Source organism: Pelagibacterium flavum (assembly GCF_025854335.1).
Lineage (GTDB): Bacteria > Pseudomonadota > Alphaproteobacteria > Rhizobiales > Devosiaceae > Pelagibacterium > Pelagibacterium flavum.
Genome location: NZ_CP107716.1, coordinates 3,190,081 through 3,207,934, shown reverse-complemented (window position 1 = coordinate 3,207,934; position 17,854 = coordinate 3,190,081). Strand labels below are relative to the sequence as shown.

The following is a 17,854-nucleotide window of genomic DNA, read 5'->3' as shown; positions in this document are numbered from 1 at the left end:
CCCTTGGTGTGTGTCATCAAGGGCGCCAAAGGCCAAAACGCGCCCATGAGGCGCAATACTCATAGCTGATCGCGTGTGTCAAGAAATTTCAAATGTAGTTTAGAGTGGTTCTAACCTGCTGATCTTTCAATAAATTATTCTGCCGCCAGCGAGCCGCGCGGCAGGGCAGAACGCGCCGTTTCATCGGCGGCGAACACCAGCACGTCTTTTGCGTCCACCCCTATCGTGACGCTTTGGCCCACTTGGAGGCCGCGTTGGGCGCTGGTGCGCATGATCAGCGGATCGTCAAGGCCGGCAACTTCGAGAGTGACCTCTTCAATCTCGCCAAGCAAAACCCGCGCGCTTACTGTTGCTACAGTTCCATTCACGGTCAGGGTTAGGGCCTGGGGGCGGATGAAGAGCTGTACCGGGCCCGAGCTGCCGCACGGTGCCGGAAACCGGCCCAGCGCACTGTCGAGCCAATCGCCCGAACGCCGCGCCGGAATGCGGTTGACCTGCGAGAAGAATGCTGCGGCGTAAGCGGTCTGGGGGAAGCTGTAGATGGCGTCTCCAGTCCCGCTTTCGATAACCTTGCCCTTGTGCATCAGAACCACCTTGTCGCCGATGGCCAGCGCTTCTTCGGGGTCGTGTGTCACTATGATCGCCGTCGTTCCCAATCCTCGCAACAGCGTCAGGGTCTCGTGCCGTATCGTGTCGCGCAATCCACGGTCGAGGTTGGAAAATGGCTCGTCCATCAGCAGTATTCGTGGTTGGGGAGCCAGAGCGCGAGCCAGCGCTATGCGCTGCTGTTCGCCTCCCGAAAGCATATGCGGATAACGTTCGGCAAGCGCTCCGATCCCCAGCCGTGAAATGATGTCATCGACGCGCGCCATGGCGTCCTTTCGGCTCATTCCCCTGAGCCCGAAGCCGATATTCTGCCGCGCCGTCAGGTGCGGAAAAAGCGCGTAATCCTGAAACATGAAACCGATATTACGGTTCTCTGGCTCGACGAATACATGTCCCCCGCTCACTGTCTTGCCGGCCAGAACAACGGTGCCTCCGTCGATCTTCTCGACGCCTGAAATCACGCGCAAAAGGGTCGACTTCCCACAACCCGAATGCCCGACCAGACAAACAATCTCCCCCGGCGCAATCTCGAAGGAAACGCCATCGAGGGCTGCGATGATGCCGAAATGGCGCGAAACGTTGTCAATCTTCAGGATCGGCTCGGGCTTGCTCATAAGGCGAGTTAAGGCCGAGTAAGCCGGTGCTTGTCAAGCAGTGTGTCTCAGCCCTTGACCACAAGGCTGGCCGGAATGGTCAGCGTCATTAATGTGCCGCTCTCGCTTGCTGGAGCAAGACTCAGCGAGCAGGCATTCACAGCCACGAGGGATCGGGTCAGCGTCAGCCCGATGCTCGATTGGGTCGGCTTGCGTTCGCTGCCGTCCGCTGCCACCCCGTCACGAAAAACCATGAAGCGCTCAGCTAGTGCGTTGGGTGCCTTGGCGGTGTCACGCACATGGATCGAGACCGAGCCATCGTCCTCGACCTGTCCCGACAGCACCACCTTGGAGCCTTCGCTGCCCTCGCTTATGGCACTGGCGAGCATGTTGAGCACCGCCTGTTTGAGCGTTGCCGCATCGACCCGCACATGGGGCAGCCGCTCGCTTATCGCGCTGCGCAGCAACACCCGGGCTTTTCCCGCAGCGCCCCGCACCCGCACAAGGGACTCTGCCAGGAGGGTTCCAATATCGACGTCGGTGGGGGAGAGTGCCAACTCGCCCTCGGCAAGTCTGACATAATCGTCGAGTTCATCGGCCAGATCGCCGATCTCCCCGCTCGCCGCACGGATGTCGCGCGCATATTCGAGATAGCGCGCATTGGCCAGCGGACCAAAGGATTCTGACGCGATCAATTCGGAAAAGCCCGAAATGGTATTGAGCGGGCGGCGCAGCCCGCGCGTGATCCGGCTCAGCGTCGCGGCCGGTAGCCCGCTACGCGACCGCCCTGTGCCGGCAGCCTTGGCTTCGAGGGGGCCGAGCAGGCCGAAATAACCCGATATGATGCCTGCCCGTCCTTCGGCAAAAAGCGTCAGCGTGTGCCCGGCACGTTTTCCCTTGAGCGAGATCGCGGGCCGCACGCCACCGGCATAGCGCGCCGGCAGGCTGAGAAACTGGTGCAACGCCGAGTATTCACTTTGCGCAATCAGATTGGTTATCGGCGTTCCGATTTCGACATCGGATTCGTCATCCCCGCTGCCTTCAAAGCTGGCAATCAGTCCCGCCCGGTCTGCTGTGACGAAATCAAAATTTGCGACCTTTGCCCAGAGCGCGGCGAACTGGCCCACTTCCGCCTCGCGCAGCGGTTCGATATCGTTGGCCCTGGCCGAGAGCATGAACCCGGGACGGCCCTGCCAGGTGATGGCGTTGAGCCGGGCGTTGACCGCGACCTTTTCGCCGTCCCGGCGCAACAGATGGCTGACCGGTCCTGCCGGCTCGCCGCCATCCACCGTGGGAAAGATCGCCGACAAACCAAGGCTGCGCAGCGTGGTGGCGTTTTCGTAACCGGTCAGATCGACCAGCGCGCGGTTGGCAAACAAAATGTCTTGATCGCGGAAGATCAGAATGCCGATCGGCAACCGATTAAGCACCAGCGCTTCTTCGCTCAACGCCACCAACTCTCCGCCGGACCGCTGCGGCCTTAGGGACAGGGGGGGCAGTGGGGTTGGATCGTCGCGGTTAACCCGCTCGTTGAGGATACGCGAAAGTTCGTCGAAATTGTATCGCGTGCTCTGCTCGCTGACATCGGACGCCGCCGCCTCGTCCGCCTGTTCGGCCTGCGATTCGGATTCTTCCTCTTCATAGACGATGGGCGAGATAGTCAGCCCGCGCCCCGTAATCTGCCACAACCCTGCACGTGCCGAACCCTCCTCATTGCTGCCATCGGCGGCAAATGCGGCCTCTTCGAGCGCGGCAGGGTCTTCCTCGTCCCAATCGGACCGATCCTCGCCCTCCGCCGCCTCGACCACTTCGTCAAAGGCGATCTCTGCGTAGTCGCGGCCGGGCACCTGTCCTGAAAACGGGGCGTCATCGTCCGCATCGAGAGGATCGAAAAGATGCTCGTGCCCGGCCAGCTTGTCGACAAGTGCCGCAAGCCCTTCCTGTTCGATATCTTCCTCCTCAAGGGCATCTGGTACCGTCGTCGCGTCCTGCGCATCGGCATCATCGTCAGGCACTTGAGGCGCCGCGAGTTCGACCATCGGTTCTGCGGGCGCAATTTCCTCATGGCGTTCGGCGCGCGGTTCCGCCGCGGCCAGAAGCTCTTCCCCGATCGGATCCACTCCCACAACCAGCAGATAGAGCTTGTCGTCGCCCAGCCGCAGCGGTGTGCAGTGACAGGTTGCCGAGAGCGGCTTGCGCCCGGCCAGAAACTGCATGCGCGACAGCGTTGGCCGCCCCATAAGGCCCAGCCGCACGATACGGGCGATCTGGCCCTTGATCGGCACAGCGGGCTCCGCCGCCTTGACTCCGTCGCCCTTGATCTTCGCACCAAACAGCCCCGCGGCCCGATTGGTCCAGACCGGCTGTGAGCTGTCGACCGGCCATAGCCAGGCCGGACGCGGGTCGTCCTCGTACCGCGTTACGCTTTGAGCCTGTTCTGCGCTTGTCCAGTCGAGCGTCATGGTCATGTCCGTATGCCCCGCCTCGTCCCGGTCCGGGTCGATGGTTGACGAAACCTTAAATATAGGGACTTGGCGAGCCGGTCCATGTCTTGCACCATTCTTGCCCGCTCAAAGGTTGGAAATGGTTAAGGTCAGCTCGCATCCCGCCATCAAAAAACCTGCCGATCTTGGCACAACCGCACTTGTCATTGCCGTCATCTCGACCTATGTTCCGCCGCGTTTCGGGACGACGCTGCCATAAGCGTCATAACGTCCGCGTCACCGTGCCGTCGTAGCTCAGTTGGTTAGAGCGCTAGATTGTGGATCTAGAGGTCCCCCGTTCGATCCGGGGCGACGGTACCATTTCTCTTTTTCCAGCAAGATGACACGGTAGGCACGTGCGCGGTCGTCTGGCTGTCATAGGTTAATCAAAACCGTCCGTGATCGCTCTGCTGTTAGGGCTTTGTTAACCATAAGGGATGACCCTTAAGCGGTAAGCCAAGCGTATGGGGGCTCAGAAAGGACGTGCAGTGTACGACTTTGCTCCAAACGCCGACCTGGCGGAGGCCATGGTTGGGTTGCCGATTGCCGAAGTGGAAAGAACGCTGATTCTCGCCACCCTCCGGCAGACCAATGGCAATCGCACCCGTGCCGCTCAAATCCTCGGGCTTTCGATCCGCACGGTTCGGAACAAACTCAAGGACTATGCCGACAAGGGGTTCAACATTCCCCACGCGGCCTGAACCGAAAGCGTGACAACCGCTTCGGAATCATAATGACAAGCTCTTGGCCCGGCGACCAGGTTGCCGGTGCCTAGACCACGATGACCTTGGCCCCGACGGGGACGCGACCATAGAGATCGATTATATCCTCATTGGTCATGCGGATACACCCCGATGAGACCGACCGCCCGATGCTCCACGGCTCGTTTGTTCCGTGGATGCGATAGAGGGTCGAACCCAGATAGAGCGCCCGGGCGCCCATCGGATTGTTCGGGCCTCCCGGCATGAACCTAGGCAGCCCCGGCTGGCGAGCATGCATTTCGGCCGGCGGTGTCCAACTCGGCCATTCGCGCTTGGCACTCACCCGATGCGTTCCGCTCCATTCGAACCCGGTCCGCGCCACTCCGATTCCATACCGCATGGCCCGCCCGTTCGGCATGACCAGAAACAAAAAATGCCGGCGCGTATCGACAATCAGCGTGCCCGGCGCTTCGCTGGTCCGGTAATTGACAACTTGCCGCAGCCACATCGGATGGCTGACATAGTCCGTCTGATATTCGAGCAGGGTCTGGGGCTCATCTGGCGTCAAAACCATCCCCGGCGGTGGCCCGAACATGGCGTTGAGATACCCACGATAGCCCGGGCCGGCCTGCGCGGTCGCGGCAAGCATGAAGACGGCAATTAGGGCAACGGTCATACGGATCATCGGCGCCTCGTGTCGAGCTTGAAAACAAGAGCGATCCTGTCCTTAATCGGCAAAGATTGAGTCAAATGGGATGGTTAAATCTTGCTCTAGGGCTATGGTTATCCAAATGCTTCAGCGAGACGATTCCATGACAGATGCCGCTCCCGTGCGCTGCCCCTGGGCTGGCAGCGATCCGCTTTACCAATCCTATCACGATACCGAATGGGGCTATCCGGTCACCAACGACACGCGCCTTTTTGAAAAGCTTTGCCTTGAAGGCTTTCAGTCGGGCCTCTCCTGGCTCACCATCCTGAAAAAACGCGAAAATTTCCGCGCTGCCTTCGCTGGCTTCGATATCGAGAGGGTCGCCGCTTTCGACGAGCCCGATATCGACCGCCTCCTGGCTGATGCGGGCATCGTGCGCCACCGGGGCAAAATCGTTTCGACCATCAACAATGCCCGCCGCGCCCAGGAACTGCGCAGTGAGTTCGGTTCGCTTGCGGCCTATTTCTGGCGTTTCGAGCCGTCCGCTGCCGATCGTCCAGCTGATTATTCCTGGGATACCTTGCGCACCATCGGTACGGCCCCGGCCTCGATCGCACTCTCGAAAGACCTTAAAAAGCGCGGCTTTTCCTTCGTCGGCCCGACCACCTGTTATGCCTTCATGCAGGCCATGGGCATGGTCAATGACCATATGGAGGAATGCCACTGCCGCGGCCCTATCGAGGCGCAGCGTGCCCAATTTGTGCGCCCCTGAAGATATTTAGGCCTTCCCGCTGTCAATGCGGAAAGGCCCAAAGCTTGCGTCCCGTTAATTCGCCGACGGTTATGGCCGTGCAAAGACCATCATCACCGTCGGCATTCTAGGCGGGTCCACGACAGTTGGCAGCCCTATGTCGGCGCGGACCGAATTGGGCAAGTCTTGCGGGCGGACCGTTTGTACCCGGCGCCTGCCGCGAACCATTGCCTTGATGGCGGCCATTACCACGCGCCATTTGCCGTGTTCTGCCACCAGTGTATCGACGGAAATGCGCAGGATAGCGCCTTCCACTTGCATATTTACGTGCGACATCGTCGTCACCCAGGCGCGCAAAGGCGCACTGGCTCCATGTTGCTGGAGACATTTTCGGAGTCGGTTCATCCGGCCCGGAAACGCGTCCAAAGGTTAAGTCTGGTTGGAATCCGGGCGGCAGGACGCAGATGTGCTGTCGTCAGGATTGGTTGGCTTTGGGGGTGTTTTTGAAGATCAGGCCGAGTAGGACGACCCGATTACCGCAAAGTTCGGTGTCAGGCTTTGACGCCGGTGCGATTGAGACGGCGGCCCAGGGACCGACCGTAGGCTTCAACACCGCGGGTGAGGACGTTTGCGAATGCTGTCATAGGAACGCCTCCCTTAAGAGGTTCGTGTTGAAGACGCCGAACTTCTAGCTAACGAATCCGTGATCGCCAACCCCTGATGTGACGGGATGTCGCACTTGCCGTTTGCCTGTGGCTTAATGGCAACAGTGCTCCCTTGCCTTGTCTCCAAACGGCATATCGTTTAGGAACGGCGCGTATTGCAAAAGCCCCGTATTCTAGGGACTTCAGGGACCAAACTCATGGCCAAGAATTCAGCGCTCATCGAGCCGCGCCTGCCGCGCGGTTTTGTCGACTCCGAACCCGCAGACCTCGCCGCCATCGAACAGATGGTCGCCAAAATCCGCCATGTGTACGAGCGCTACGGCTTCGATCCCATCCAGACCCCGTTTTTCGAATACACCGAAACCCTGGGCAAGTTTCTCCCCGACACGGACCGCCCCAATGCCGGGGTGTTTTCCGTGCAGGACGATGACGATCAGTGGATGAGCCTGCGCTACGATTTGACGGCGCCGCTCGCCCGCTACTTCGCCCAGAACTATCAGGACCTGCCCAAGCCCTTCCGCTCCTACCGGCAGGGCTGGGTGTTCCGCAACGAAAAGCCCGGCCCCGGCCGCTTCCGCCAGTTCATGCAGTTCGACGCTGATACCGTGGGCGCCGGCGGCCCGGAATCGGATGCGGAAATGTGCATGATGATGGCCGACACCATGGATGCCCTAGGTCTTGCCGGCAAGTACGTCGTCCGCGTCAGCAACCGCAAGGTGCTCGACGGCGTGATGCAGGCCATCGGCGTTGTTGATGAGGCTCAGAAGCTGACAGTGTTGCGGGCCATCGACAAGTTGGACAAGTTCGGCCCTGAAGGCGTTCGGCTTCTATTGGGCGAGGGTCGTAAGGATGAGAGTGGGGATTTTACCGAGGGTGCAAGGCTCTACCCGGATCAGGCCCAAGCCGTTATCGAAATGATGAGCTCCGAGCGGCTCGATGATTTGGTCGACCTTGAGGCAGACGCTGGGCCCGACGGGTTCTTGGACGCCGAGTTTAAGACACCTGCGCTGGCCAAATTCAAGATCACACAAGCCTTCGCCGAAGGCTTTTCTGAACTGCAATCGATGGCCGCGCTTTTCGCCTCCGCTGGCTATCGTGCCGACCGCATCAAGATCGACCCATCCGTGGTCCGCGGCCTCGAATATTATACCGGCCCGGTCTTCGAAATCGAATTGACCTTCACCGTTCAGAACGAAAAGGGCCAGGACGTCGTGTTCGGCTCGGTCGGCGGCGGCGGCCGCTATGACGGCCTCGTCTCGCGCTTTCGCAACGAGCACACGCCCGCCACCGGCTTTTCAATCGGCGTCTCGCGCCTCGCTTCGGCGCTCAAACTCACCGGCAATCTCGATGCCGCCCCGGTCACCGGCCCCGTCGTCGTCACCGTCATGGAAAAGGACCGCATCGCCGACTACCAGAAAATGGTCGCCGAACTGCGCGCTGCGGGCATCCGTGCCGAGTTGTTCCTTGGCAGCTCCAAGAACATGGGCAAGCAGATGAAATACGCCGATAAGCGCCACGCCCCTGCCGTCATCATCCAGGGTTCCGACGAACGCGAGCAGGGTGTTGTGCAGATCAAGGATTTGGCTGTTGGCGCCGAAGCCGCCGCCTCGATCACCGACAACACCGCCTGGAAAACCGAACGCCCCGGCCAATATTCTGTCCCGCGCGATCAAATGGTCGATTTCGTCAAACAGATCCCGGCCGTTGCCGCATGGATGAAGGCGAACGGATAATGACTGCAGCAGCCCGCCGCGCCGCTCTTGAAGCTCTGGTTTCGGCCCCCGGCGTCACTCTTGTCGCGCCACCGATCCTCGTCTCCCCAGCCGCCTATTTCGATCTGGCGGGCGAGGAACTGGGTGCACGCATGATCCTCACGCAAGGCATGGATGGCTCGGAATTCTGTCTGCGCCCCGATTTCACCCTGCCCATCGCAATCGACCACATCGCCAATGGCGCTGCCACTCCAGCCGCCTATGGTTATCTTGGTCCGGTCTTCCGCCAGCGCACCGACGGCCCCGCCCAGTTCGATCAGGGTGGCATGGAGCTTTTGGCGCTCCCCGATGCCGATGCAGCGCTTGATCAGGTGATCGGTTTTGCCCGCGCCGTCACCGACATTTATGGCGTGACCGCCTCCCATGTCCGCGTCGGTGATATCGACCTGTTTGAAACAGTGCTGGCCGCCTGCGACATGCCCGATGTCTGGCGCCCGCGCGTTCGTGCCCGCTTCGGCCATCCCGAAGCCATGTCCGCGCTGCTCGACCGGCTGGCCGATCCAAGGCCACCAATGGCTGGACCGGCCGGGCTTCCGGCCAATGATATTGCCGATTGGGTGGGCGAACTCATGCTCACCAACGGGCTGAGCCTCACCGAAAGCCGGACACCCGAGGAAATCGCCGCCCGCTATCTCGAAAAGCAGGCGCTCGAAGCCCAGCACGTTCCCGGCCCGACCATCGATCTGCTGCGCAATTATCTCGCGATCTCCGGCCCCGCCGATAAATCGCTCGCGGCAATCGATGCTCTCGGTCGATCCACCGGCATTGATCTGACGACCGCGCTGCAGGGTGCAAGCCGCCGGGTAGCCCAATTGCGCGATGGCCTCAAGGCGAAATCGGTCCTGTTCGACGCCGGCTTTTCTCCACGCCTCGATTATTACACCGGCATCACCTTCGAGGTCACTGGGGCAGGGGGGCTGGTGCTCGTCTCCGGCGGACAATATGACCGTCTGCTCAGGCGCCTCGGCGCGTCCCAAGACATCCCCGCCGTTGGTTGTGCGGTCTGGGTGGATAGACTGGAAGCGGAGGTTCGCCCATGAGTTCGATCATGCTCGCGCTCCCCTCCAAGGGCCGTATTCAGGAAGAAGCGATAGCCATTTTTGAGAAGGCCGGTCTGACCATCGAGCGTCCCGGCGGCGCGCGCTCCTATCTGGGCGAAATGGCGGCCATGCCCGACGTGATTGTCCGCTTCCTCTCAGCCTCCGAGATCGCTCGTGAACTGATCCGCGGCACTATCGATATCGGCATCACCGGCGAGGACTTGATCCACGAAACCGCCGAAACCGGCCCCCAGCAGGTCGAAATCGTCAAGCGCCTCGGCTTTGGCCGCGCCGATGCAGTGGTTGCGGTGCCCGATTCCTGGATCGACGTCACCACGATGGACGACCTTTCCGACGTTGCTGCCGATTTCCGCGCCCGCCATGGCCGCTGGCTTAGGATCGCCACCAAATTCGTCAATCTCACCCGCCGCCATTTCGCCGCCCACGGTATTGCCGAATACCGGATCGTCGAAAGCCTGGGCGCCACCGAGGCAGCGCCGGCATCGGGCGCCGCCGATCTCATCGTCGACATCACCTCGACCGGTTCGACGCTGAAGGCCAACGGCCTGCGCATCCTCGAGGACGGCGTAATGCTCAAAAGCGAGTCCTTGCTGCTCGTCGCCCGCAATGCGAATTGGCACGACGGAAAACGCACGATCCTTGATCGCCTCGCCGGTGCGATCGGCGCCACGCGCTTCCAGCCATGAAAAAAGGGCCGCTTTCGCGGCCCCTTTTCGTCTCCGGCGTCTTGCCTCTATTTGCGCATGTCGACGGCCAGCGCCCCTGGCCCGAAGGCGATGACGTAGAGCATGCCGCCCGTGATGGCGAGATTCTTGAGAAAGTTGGTCATTTCCATCTGGTTGGAAAAATCGGTGTGGAAGATCAGGGCAGAGGCGAGAGAGAAGCCGCCCAGAGCTGCAGCGGCCCACCGGGTCTTGTAGCCCGCCGCCAGCATGACACCGCCAACCACTTCGACGATGATCACCAGCCAGATCAGAAAGCCCGGAACTCCGAAAGCTTCCATATAGCCCACATTGCCCTCGATCGCGGTGATTTTGCTCAGGCCGGCGAGGATGAAGATGATAGCCAAAAAGATGCGACCCACGGTCGGAAGATAGGTTTGAAGCGCGTTCATGGTCTTTGCGTCCAGTGCGTGATTTGCGATGACCGGACTCTGCCGCATTCCGCTGTTTCGAGAAACCCAGCCGTCACCGACAGATTGTTCGTCAATTCAGATGTAATGCATCGCTGGTCCATCGCCGATCCAGTTGCAAATCCCTCCGCTTCATGCCAGCAAGCGCGCTTTCGACGCGCTGCATTTGGCTGGAGTTTTCCGTGTACGATATCTGGGTACTTGTGGCGCTGGGCGGCGTCGGCGTCGTCGCTGGCTTTGTGGATGCCGTCGCCGGCGGCGGGGGCCTGATTACCATTCCCGCTCTGCTTTGGGCCGGTCTACCGCCGCTGGGTGCCATCGCCACCAACAAGGCCCAGTCCATCGTCGGCACCACGATGGCCGCCTGGACCTATTGGCGCAAGGGCTACGTGTCGATCCTCTCGCTGGTCCCCTCCATTGGCGCGGCCTTCGCGGGCTCTCTGCTCGGCGCCGTCATCGTCAAGCAGGTCGACACCTCGGCCCTTGAAGTCCTCATCCCCGTCGCTGTGATCGCCGTCGCGCTCTATTTCACCTTCTCGCCATCGATAAAGGATATCGACGGCGTAGCCCGTCTCAAGTTTCCAACCTTCGTTCCCGTCTTCGCCCTGGTGATCGGCTTTTACGATGGCGTTTTCGGCCCGGGCACAGGGTCGTTCCTCATGCTGGCTTTCGTGGCGCTGTTCGGCCTCTCTGCAGCCCGTGCTTCGGCCCACACCAAAATCCTCAACGTCACCTCCAACCTTGCCGCGCTGCTATTTTTTATCATCGCCGGAGACGTTGTCTGGCCCGTTGCCATCGTCATGGCCGGCGGTCAGGTCATAGGTGGCTATCTCGGCGCCGTCACCGGCATCCGCTATGGCGCCAGGATCATCCGCCCTCTGGTCATCGTGGTCTCAATCATCCTCGCGGTTAAGCTGCTGTTCTTCCCCTAACGAACAAGGCCAGGCCTAAGAAACGAACGGGAAGATTCAAACGAAAAGGGCAGCGCCGAAGCACTGCCCTTCCCGTTCGAGACCCTGGAGAGGTCTCAATTCCTGATGCGTCGAGCGCTGGATTAGAAATCCATGCCGCCCATGCCGCCCATACCGCCACCGCCGGGCATTGCCGGGGCAGCTTCCTTGGGGATCTCGGCGACCATGGCTTCGGTGGTAACCAGGAGGCCAGCGACCGATGCAGCGTCTTCGAGAGCGGTACGCACGACCTTGACGGGATCGATGATGCCCATCTGGATCATGTCGCCATATTCGCCCGTCTGCGCGTCATAGCCGAACGTGTCCGAACCATTGTCGAGGATCTTGCCCACGACAACCGAACCTTCGTCGCCAGCATTGTTGGCGATCTGACGGATCGGCTCCTGCAGAGCGCGCTTGACGATGGCGATGCCGGCCTGCTGGTCGGCGTTGACACCCTTGACGGTCAGAGCGTTCGAGGCCCGCAGCAGCGCAACGCCACCACCGGCAACGATGCCTTCTTCAACCGCCGCGCGGGTCGCATTGAGCGCGTCATCGACGCGGTCCTTGCGTTCTTTCACTTCCACTTCGGTCGAACCGCCGACCTTGATCACGGCAACGCCACCGGCCAGTTTGGCCAGGCGTTCCTGAAGCTTTTCCTTGTCGTAGTCCGACGAGGTTTCTTCGATCTGAGCCTTGATCTGGTTGACGCGGCCTTCGATGTCGTCCTTGGAGCCCGAACCATCGACGATGGTGGTGTTTTCCTTGGTGATCTCGACGCGTTTGGCAGTGCCCAGCATGTCGGTGGTCACGTTCTCGAGCTTGATGCCGAGGTCTTCGGAAATCACCTGGCCACCGGTCAGGATGGCGATGTCTTCGAGCATGGCCTTGCGGCGATCGCCGAAGCCCGGAGCCTTGACGGCAGCGACCTTCAAACCGCCACGCAGACGGTTGACGACGAGGGTGGCAAGCGCTTCGCCTTCAACGTCTTCTGCAATGATCAGCAGCGGACGGTTGGACTGAACGACGCTTTCGAGCACGGGTAGGAGAGCCTGCAGGTTCGAGAGCTTCTTTTCGTGCAGCAGGATGAGCGGATCATCGAGCTGGGCGACCATCTTTTCAGTATTGGTCACGAAATACGGCGACAGGTAACCGCGGTCGAACTGCATGCCTTCAACGACATCGAGTTCGGTTTCTGCGGTCTTGGCTTCCTCGACGGTGATGACACCCTCGTTGCCGACCTTCTGCATCGCGTTGGCGATCATGTCGCCGATGGCCTTTTCGCCATTGGCAGAGATCGTGCCGACCTGAGCGACTTCCGAAGAGTTCGAAATCTTGACCGCCTTGCTGGCCAGGTTCGAGATCACTTCGGTCACAGCCAGATCGATGCCGCGCTTGAGATCCATAGGGTTCATGCCGGCAGCGACGGCCTTGACGCCTTCGTTGACGATCGACTGAGCCAGAACGGTCGAAGTCGTGGTGCCGTCACCGGCGATGTCGTTGGTCTTGGAGGCCACGGTGCGCAGCATCTGCGCGCCCATGTTCTCGAACTTGTCTTCGAGTTCGATTTCTTTGGCAACGGTCACGCCGTCCTTGGTGATGCGCGGTGCGCCGAACGACTTTTCGATGACCACGTTGCGGCCCTTGGGACCGAGCGTCACCTTGACCGCATTGGCCAGGATGTTGACGCCGCGGACCATCTTGTCGCGGGCTTCGGTCGAGAATTTGACTTCTTTGGCAGCCATTTAATTCTGCTCCTTGAAAAAAATGAAAAAGGGCATCCGAAGGTTTTTGGGGGCGCTTCCGGTAGGAAGCACGACCGGATTAGCCTTCGATCACGCCCATGATGTCGGACTCTTTCATGATCAGCAGGTCTTCGCCGCCAACCTTGACTTCGGTGCCGCTCCACTTGCCAAACAAGACACGGTCGCCTTCCTTGACGTCGAGCGGAACGATCTTGCCGCTGTCGTCGCGGGCTCCGGCGCCGACGGAAACGACAACGCCCTCAGAGGGCTTTTCCTTGGCAGTGTCGGGGATGATGATACCGCCGGCGGTTTTGGATTCGCTATCGACGCGACGGACCACAACGCGGTCATGCAGGGGACGGAAGCTCATAGTCGCTCCTTTGGAACGTGAAGTTGAGATGCAATTTCCTCCGCTATTAGCACTCTAGCGTTAAGAGTGCTAGCAGCATTCGGTGCAGATAGGAGAGGGGTGGGCGGGAGTCAAGAATGCTGCACACAAAAAATTTTGCATCGCGGACAGGGGCTTGTTATGCCGTTGCGCGATTTGCATGCGCCACGTTCATGCGGACATAAAAAGACGAGACGATGACAGAATTGGAAAAGATGTCCGCACAAAATTGGAACCCGCCGACCCTGTCGGTCATCGTCCCCACCTTCAATGAACGCGAAAACATCGCCCCGCTCATCGAAAAGCTCGAGGCAGCGCTGGCTGGAACGACGTTCGAGGTCATCGTCGTTGACGATAACAGCCCGGATGGAACGGCCGATCTGGCCAAACAGATAGCAACGCAAAAACCTCACGTCAGATGCATCCATCGCATAGGGCGGCGCGGCCTGTCATCGGCCTGCATCGAAGGGATGGCGTCCTCCGCGGCAGAATTTGTTGCGGTGATCGATGCCGACCATCAGCACGACGAAACGATCTTACCCAAGATGCTCGAACAGGCCCGCGCTGGAGCCGATATCGTCGTGGGTTCACGCTATACCGGGGCAGGAAGTTCGCAAGAAGGCTTTTCCGCCAGCCGCCAGAAGGGGTCCGAGCTGGCAACCCGGCTTTCGGGGCTTCTCACCGGCAAAGCTCTATCTGATCCCATGAGCGGCTTTTTTCTGCTCCGCCGGTCGCTGTTCAACCAGATCGTGCCGCGCCTGTCGCGCGAGGGCTTCAAGATACTGCTCGACATCATTGCCACCGGCAACCGTCAGCTCGGTCGAAAACTGGTTATCACCGAAGTGCCCTACACCTTCCGCCCCCGCTTTGCCGGCGAAAGCAAGATGAGCGCTCTGGTCGTCGCTCAGTTCCTCGGGCTCATCGTGTCGCAGATTTCCCGTGGTATCCTGCCCACCAGCTTTCTCTTGTTTTCCCTCGTCGGGGCGTCGGGCGTCGTCGTCCACCTTTCAGTGCTGACCTTTGCCTTTGAAGTCCTCGATTTCAATTTCGCCAACAGCCAGTTGGTCGCAACTCTTGTGGCCATGACGACCAATTATCTGCTCAACAACGAGTTGACGTATGCTGACAAGAAACTGACTGGTCGTCGGTTCTGGGTCGGGCTTCTCAGCTTTTACCTGGTCTGTAGTTTCGGCACACTGGCCAACGTCTCGGTCGCCAGCGTGCTGTTTGAAACCCATATGGCCAACTTCATCGTTGCCGGCATAGCCGGCGCCGTTATGAGCGTGGTTTTCAACTACGCGGTTACCCGCATTTTTACGTGGCGCTAGACCATGAACCCGCGTGATCGCATCGGCCCCTTCACCTCCGGTCAAGCCACCCTCGCCCTGATCGCCGTCACCCTGATCCTGCGCATGATCGGTGGCGCTGTAGTCGGGTGGGGCACTGGAGAAGCCTATTACCTGGCATCCGCCCGCCAATTCCATCTGAGCTATTTCGACCAGCCGCCCGTCTCGCTCTGGACCATCTGGGCCACCCTGCAACTGACTGGGTCCGATAACCTGCTCGTCATCCGCCTGCCTTTCATCTTGATGTTCGCGGTCTCGACCTGGCTGGTCTTCGATATTGTCCGCCGCATCCATTCCCCGCTTGGCGGCTTTTACGCAGCGCTCATCGTCAACGCTTGCGTGCTGTTTTCGCTATCCATCGGGTCTTGGACCCAGCCCGACGCCCCTATGGTGCTGTTCTGGCTCGCAACGATCCGCGTGCTGATCGAAATCTTCTTCGGCAAGGGCGCTCAGCGACCCTTCCTTTACTGGGGCGTTGCCGGAGTATTTCTCGGCCTGACATTTCTCTCGAAGTATCATGCCGTCTTTCTTGTGGCGGGCACCGGCCTGTTCATTCTTGCCAACTCCACCCAGCGCCGCTGGCTGGCTCATCGTGCGCCGTGGCTGGCACTTATGATAGCGCCTGCCATCTTCTCTCCGGTTCTGATTTGGAACGCGCAGAATGATTGGGTGTCCTTCGGCTTTCAGGGCGGCAGGGCGCTGGCCGAATCCGGTCTGCGCTGGGACGGATTGATCCGCATGATCTGGGGACAACTGCTCTATATGGTCCCTTGGCTGGCGCTTCCCGCGCTCTATGTTGGCGTCAAGGCACTCGCCGCAGGCCCACGGGGTCAGTTCCCCTCGGGTGCTGAACCGGGTGTGGCGGCGCTGTTTTGCTATATCGGCTGGCCGATCGTCATCTTTTTCACCGTCGTCGCCCTCTGGTCGGACACCCAGTTCCACTTCCATTGGCAGGCACCGGGCTATCTCATGCTGTTTATGCTCATGGGTGCATGGGCCGCCAATCGGGACGGCTGGGCCATTCGGGCGTGGCTCTTCGGCTCGGCCATTGCGACCTTCGTCATTCTCTCCCTGCTGATTTCCCATGCCGCAACCGGATGGGCGCGGGCCGTGTTCCCAGGCGATTGGGAAGACCCGACGGCACTGCAGCTGCCCTGGACCGAACTGGGCGAAGCGCTCGACGAGCGTGGCGCCTTCGGTCAGGGCGAATTGTTCATCGCCGGCACCAACTGGATCGATTGCGGCTATATCGACACCCAGATCTCCGGACGTCTCCCGCTGGCCTGTTTCGGCAGCGACCCCCGCAATCTCGAATTTAATTTCGACAAGAGCGCTCATCTCGGCTGGAACGCCTATATCGTCGCCCAGACCCCCAATGCCGATCGTGTGCCCAACGCATACTCAGAGAATTTTGACAGTATCGAACACCTTGGCGGCATATCCATCGCCCGCAATGGCGTTATCGAACTGGGCAATATCCAAGTCTATTATGCCCAAGGGTATAGGGGCGAGTAGGCGGTAGTGAAGGCTACTGCGCTCGAAATGCCCATAGAACCTGGGCATGGCTAGGCAGCGCCGGCCCGCTCCCACCCCAGTCGCTTGCGGTAGATCGTCGAAGGGCTGATTTCCAGCGCCGCGGCGGCGCGGGCGATGTTGCCGCCGAAAGCCCCTAGCGCGTCCTCGATGATCTTTTGCTCCTGCTGCCACATGGGCAGAATGTCGGGTAGGGGCCCGGTCGAGATGACTGAGACGTCATAGGCATCCCGTGACTCGATGTCGGCAGCCATCGCCATCTGCGAGGTCACCATTCCCCCATCGAACATTACGACGATGCGGCGCACCAGATTTTGCAGCTGGCGAACATTGCCCGGCCATTCGCGGGCGACGAACAGGTCCGCGACATCGGGCGCAAATCCCACGAACCCCTTGCCCTCTTCCTTGGCAAACGAGGCCAGAAAGCTTTGCGCCAGTGGCATGATGTCGCCCGGTCTCTGCCGCAGGGGCGGCAAATGAATGGGCAGCACATGCAGGCGATAGAACAGGTCCTCGCGGAACTTCTTTTCGCTTACCAATTGCATCGGATTGCGATTGGTCGCGCATATTACCCGCACATCGACCGGTCGCGCCACCGACTCCCCAACCCGGGTGATCGTCCCCGTCTGCAAAAAACGCAGCAGTTTCGACTGCAGGGCAAGGTCCATTTCCCCCACTTCATCGAGAAACAGCGTGCCGCCATCAGCCATTTCGATGGCGCCCTTGCGGTCTTCGTGGGCACCCGTATAGGAGCCTTTGACCGCCCCGAACACTTCGGATTCCATAAGTTCGCGCGGGATGGCGCCGGCATTGATCGCAATGAAGCGCTTCTTGGCGCGCGGGCTGCGCTTGTGCAGGGCTTCGGCCGTCACTTCCTTGCCCGTCCCGCTCTCCCCGGTGATGAACACCGGTGCCGCCGACGGCGCGATCCGCAAAATCTGGTCGTAGATCGCCTGCATTTGTGGCGTCGTTCCCACGAACCCTTCAAAATCAGGATGTTTTTCGACCAGCGTGTCGCACACCATGGCGCGCGCCTTGCCGTGGCGCTGGCCGAGCTCGCCCAGCCTTGCCGCCAGAACAGGTCCTGAGACCGGTAAGGGAAGATAATCGTGCGCACCGGCCCGCATTGCGGCAACCGCCAGCGACACCGATCCGCCATCGGAAAGTGCAATGATCAGCGCATCATCGGACGCCGCCGCCAGAGCACCGAACGCAGCTTCCTGGCCGCCCCCTAGCCCCTCCAGGCTCCCGGTTTCCGCCAGAAGCACGTCGAAGCGTTGTGCCTTGAGATTGCGCATGGCCTGCTGCCCACTTGTGCAGTGCACGAGCGTGATTCCTTGCCCCCATTGGGCATAAATGGCCGACATGGTGGCGCGCGCCCGCTCGGGCGAACACTCGATCAGCAACAGATTCACATCTGCGTCCGACGGGGTTCCATCACGCATCAGGCGGCTTCTCCTTGCCAGATGAAGGCTCTAC

At 60.4% G+C, this 17,854-nt stretch carries 16 protein-coding genes and 1 tRNA gene; 9 read left to right on the top strand and 8 right to left on the bottom strand.

From position 1 onward, the window contains the following. Positions 1-134: 134 nt before the first annotated feature. Both OF122_RS16155 and OF122_RS16150 read right to left on the bottom strand, forming a co-directional pair. Entirely contained in the window at positions 135-1,220 is a 1,086-nt protein-coding gene (locus tag OF122_RS16155; RefSeq protein WP_264225216.1) for an ABC transporter ATP-binding protein, read from the bottom strand. 47 nt (positions 1,221-1,267) lie between these two features. Next, positions 1,268-3,667 carry a sensor histidine kinase gene (locus tag OF122_RS16150; protein ID WP_264225215.1) on the bottom strand — a complete coding sequence of 800 codons (2,400 nt, stop codon included), beginning with the start codon at positions 3,665-3,667 and terminating at the stop codon, positions 1,268-1,270. Positions 3,668-3,926: 259 nt separating this feature from the next. Between OF122_RS16150 and OF122_RS16145 the strand changes: the two genes are divergently transcribed. Together OF122_RS16145 and OF122_RS16140 are read left to right on the top strand one after the other, a co-directional pair. Next, a tRNA-His gene (locus tag OF122_RS16145) sits at positions 3,927-4,003 on the top strand. 167 nt (positions 4,004-4,170) lie between these two features. Next, positions 4,171-4,383: a helix-turn-helix domain-containing protein gene (locus tag OF122_RS16140; RefSeq protein ID WP_264225214.1), complete on the top strand. Its 213-nt coding sequence runs from the start codon at positions 4,171-4,173 to the stop codon at positions 4,381-4,383. 70 nt (positions 4,384-4,453) lie between these two features. On the opposite strand, the gene OF122_RS16135 is transcribed toward OF122_RS16140, so the two are convergent. Further along, entirely contained in the window at positions 4,454-5,068 is a 615-nt protein-coding gene (locus tag OF122_RS16135; protein WP_264225213.1) for a L,D-transpeptidase, read from the bottom strand. A 127-nt stretch (positions 5,069-5,195) separates the two neighbouring features. Here OF122_RS16135 and OF122_RS16130 point away from each other — a divergent pair, with 127 nt between their 5' ends. Beyond that, the gene (locus OF122_RS16130) at positions 5,196-5,804 is read left to right on the top strand and encodes a DNA-3-methyladenine glycosylase I (protein ID WP_264225212.1); all 609 of its coding nucleotides are present in this window, start codon (positions 5,196-5,198) and stop codon (positions 5,802-5,804) included. A 69-nt stretch (positions 5,805-5,873) separates the two neighbouring features. Here OF122_RS16130 and OF122_RS16125 read toward each other — a convergent pair whose 3' ends face one another. Further along, the gene (locus tag OF122_RS16125; RefSeq protein WP_264225211.1) at positions 5,874-6,119 is read right to left on the bottom strand and encodes a hypothetical protein; all 246 of its coding nucleotides are present in this window, start codon (positions 6,117-6,119) and stop codon (positions 5,874-5,876) included. A gap of 526 nt (positions 6,120-6,645) precedes the next feature. On the opposite strand from OF122_RS16125, the gene hisS reads away from it, so the two are divergent. The 3 genes from hisS to hisG are packed head-to-tail and all read left to right on the top strand — an operon-like array spanning position 6,646 to position 9,967. After that, positions 6,646-8,181, top strand: a complete 1,536-nt coding sequence (gene hisS, locus OF122_RS16120) for a histidine--tRNA ligase (protein WP_264225210.1) — start codon at positions 6,646-6,648, stop codon at positions 8,179-8,181. Next, complete coding sequence (locus OF122_RS16115; protein WP_264225209.1) at positions 8,181-9,260, top strand: ATP phosphoribosyltransferase regulatory subunit; 1,080 nt, start codon at positions 8,181-8,183, stop codon at positions 9,258-9,260. Before hisS ends, OF122_RS16115 begins: the two co-directional genes overlap by 1 nt. Beyond that, positions 9,257-9,967 (top strand): ATP phosphoribosyltransferase, encoded by a 711-nt coding sequence (gene hisG, locus OF122_RS16110; protein ID WP_264225208.1) that lies wholly within the window; start codon positions 9,257-9,259, stop codon positions 9,965-9,967. The genes OF122_RS16115 and hisG overlap by 4 nt, the downstream gene beginning before the upstream one ends. 47 nt (positions 9,968-10,014) lie before the next feature. Here hisG and OF122_RS16105 read toward each other — a convergent pair whose 3' ends face one another. Next, the gene (locus OF122_RS16105; RefSeq protein ID WP_264225207.1) at positions 10,015-10,395 is read right to left on the bottom strand and encodes a DoxX family protein; all 381 of its coding nucleotides are present in this window, start codon (positions 10,393-10,395) and stop codon (positions 10,015-10,017) included. Between the two features lie 200 nt (positions 10,396-10,595). On the opposite strand from OF122_RS16105, the gene OF122_RS16100 reads away from it, so the two are divergent. Further along, positions 10,596-11,345, top strand: coding sequence for a TSUP family transporter (locus OF122_RS16100; RefSeq protein WP_264225206.1), 750 nt, complete (start codon positions 10,596-10,598; stop codon positions 11,343-11,345). 122 nt (positions 11,346-11,467) lie between these two features. Here OF122_RS16100 and groL read toward each other — a convergent pair whose 3' ends face one another. Both groL and OF122_RS16090 read right to left on the bottom strand, forming a co-directional pair. Beyond that, positions 11,468-13,108 carry a chaperonin GroEL gene (gene groL / locus OF122_RS16095; RefSeq protein ID WP_264225205.1) on the bottom strand — a complete coding sequence of 547 codons (1,641 nt, stop codon included), beginning with the start codon at positions 13,106-13,108 and terminating at the stop codon, positions 11,468-11,470. A 79-nt stretch (positions 13,109-13,187) separates the two neighbouring features. Further along, positions 13,188-13,478: a co-chaperone GroES gene (locus OF122_RS16090; RefSeq protein WP_264225204.1), complete on the bottom strand. Its 291-nt coding sequence runs from the start codon at positions 13,476-13,478 to the stop codon at positions 13,188-13,190. A 233-nt stretch (positions 13,479-13,711) separates the two neighbouring features. On the opposite strand from OF122_RS16090, the gene OF122_RS16085 reads away from it, so the two are divergent. Both OF122_RS16085 and OF122_RS16080 read left to right on the top strand, forming a co-directional pair. Then, positions 13,712-14,824 carry a glycosyltransferase gene (locus OF122_RS16085; protein ID WP_264225203.1) on the top strand — a complete coding sequence of 371 codons (1,113 nt, stop codon included), beginning with the start codon at positions 13,712-13,714 and terminating at the stop codon, positions 14,822-14,824. A 3-nt stretch (positions 14,825-14,827) separates the two neighbouring features. Continuing rightward, positions 14,828-16,357, top strand: coding sequence for a glycosyltransferase family 39 protein (locus OF122_RS16080; protein WP_264225202.1), 1,530 nt, complete (start codon positions 14,828-14,830; stop codon positions 16,355-16,357). A 50-nt stretch (positions 16,358-16,407) separates the two neighbouring features. Here the strand turns inward: OF122_RS16080 and OF122_RS16075 are convergent, their stop codons facing one another. Further along, positions 16,408-17,820, bottom strand: coding sequence for a sigma-54 dependent transcriptional regulator (locus OF122_RS16075; protein WP_264225201.1), 1,413 nt, complete (start codon positions 17,818-17,820; stop codon positions 16,408-16,410). Between the last annotated feature and the right edge of the window lie 34 nt (positions 17,821-17,854).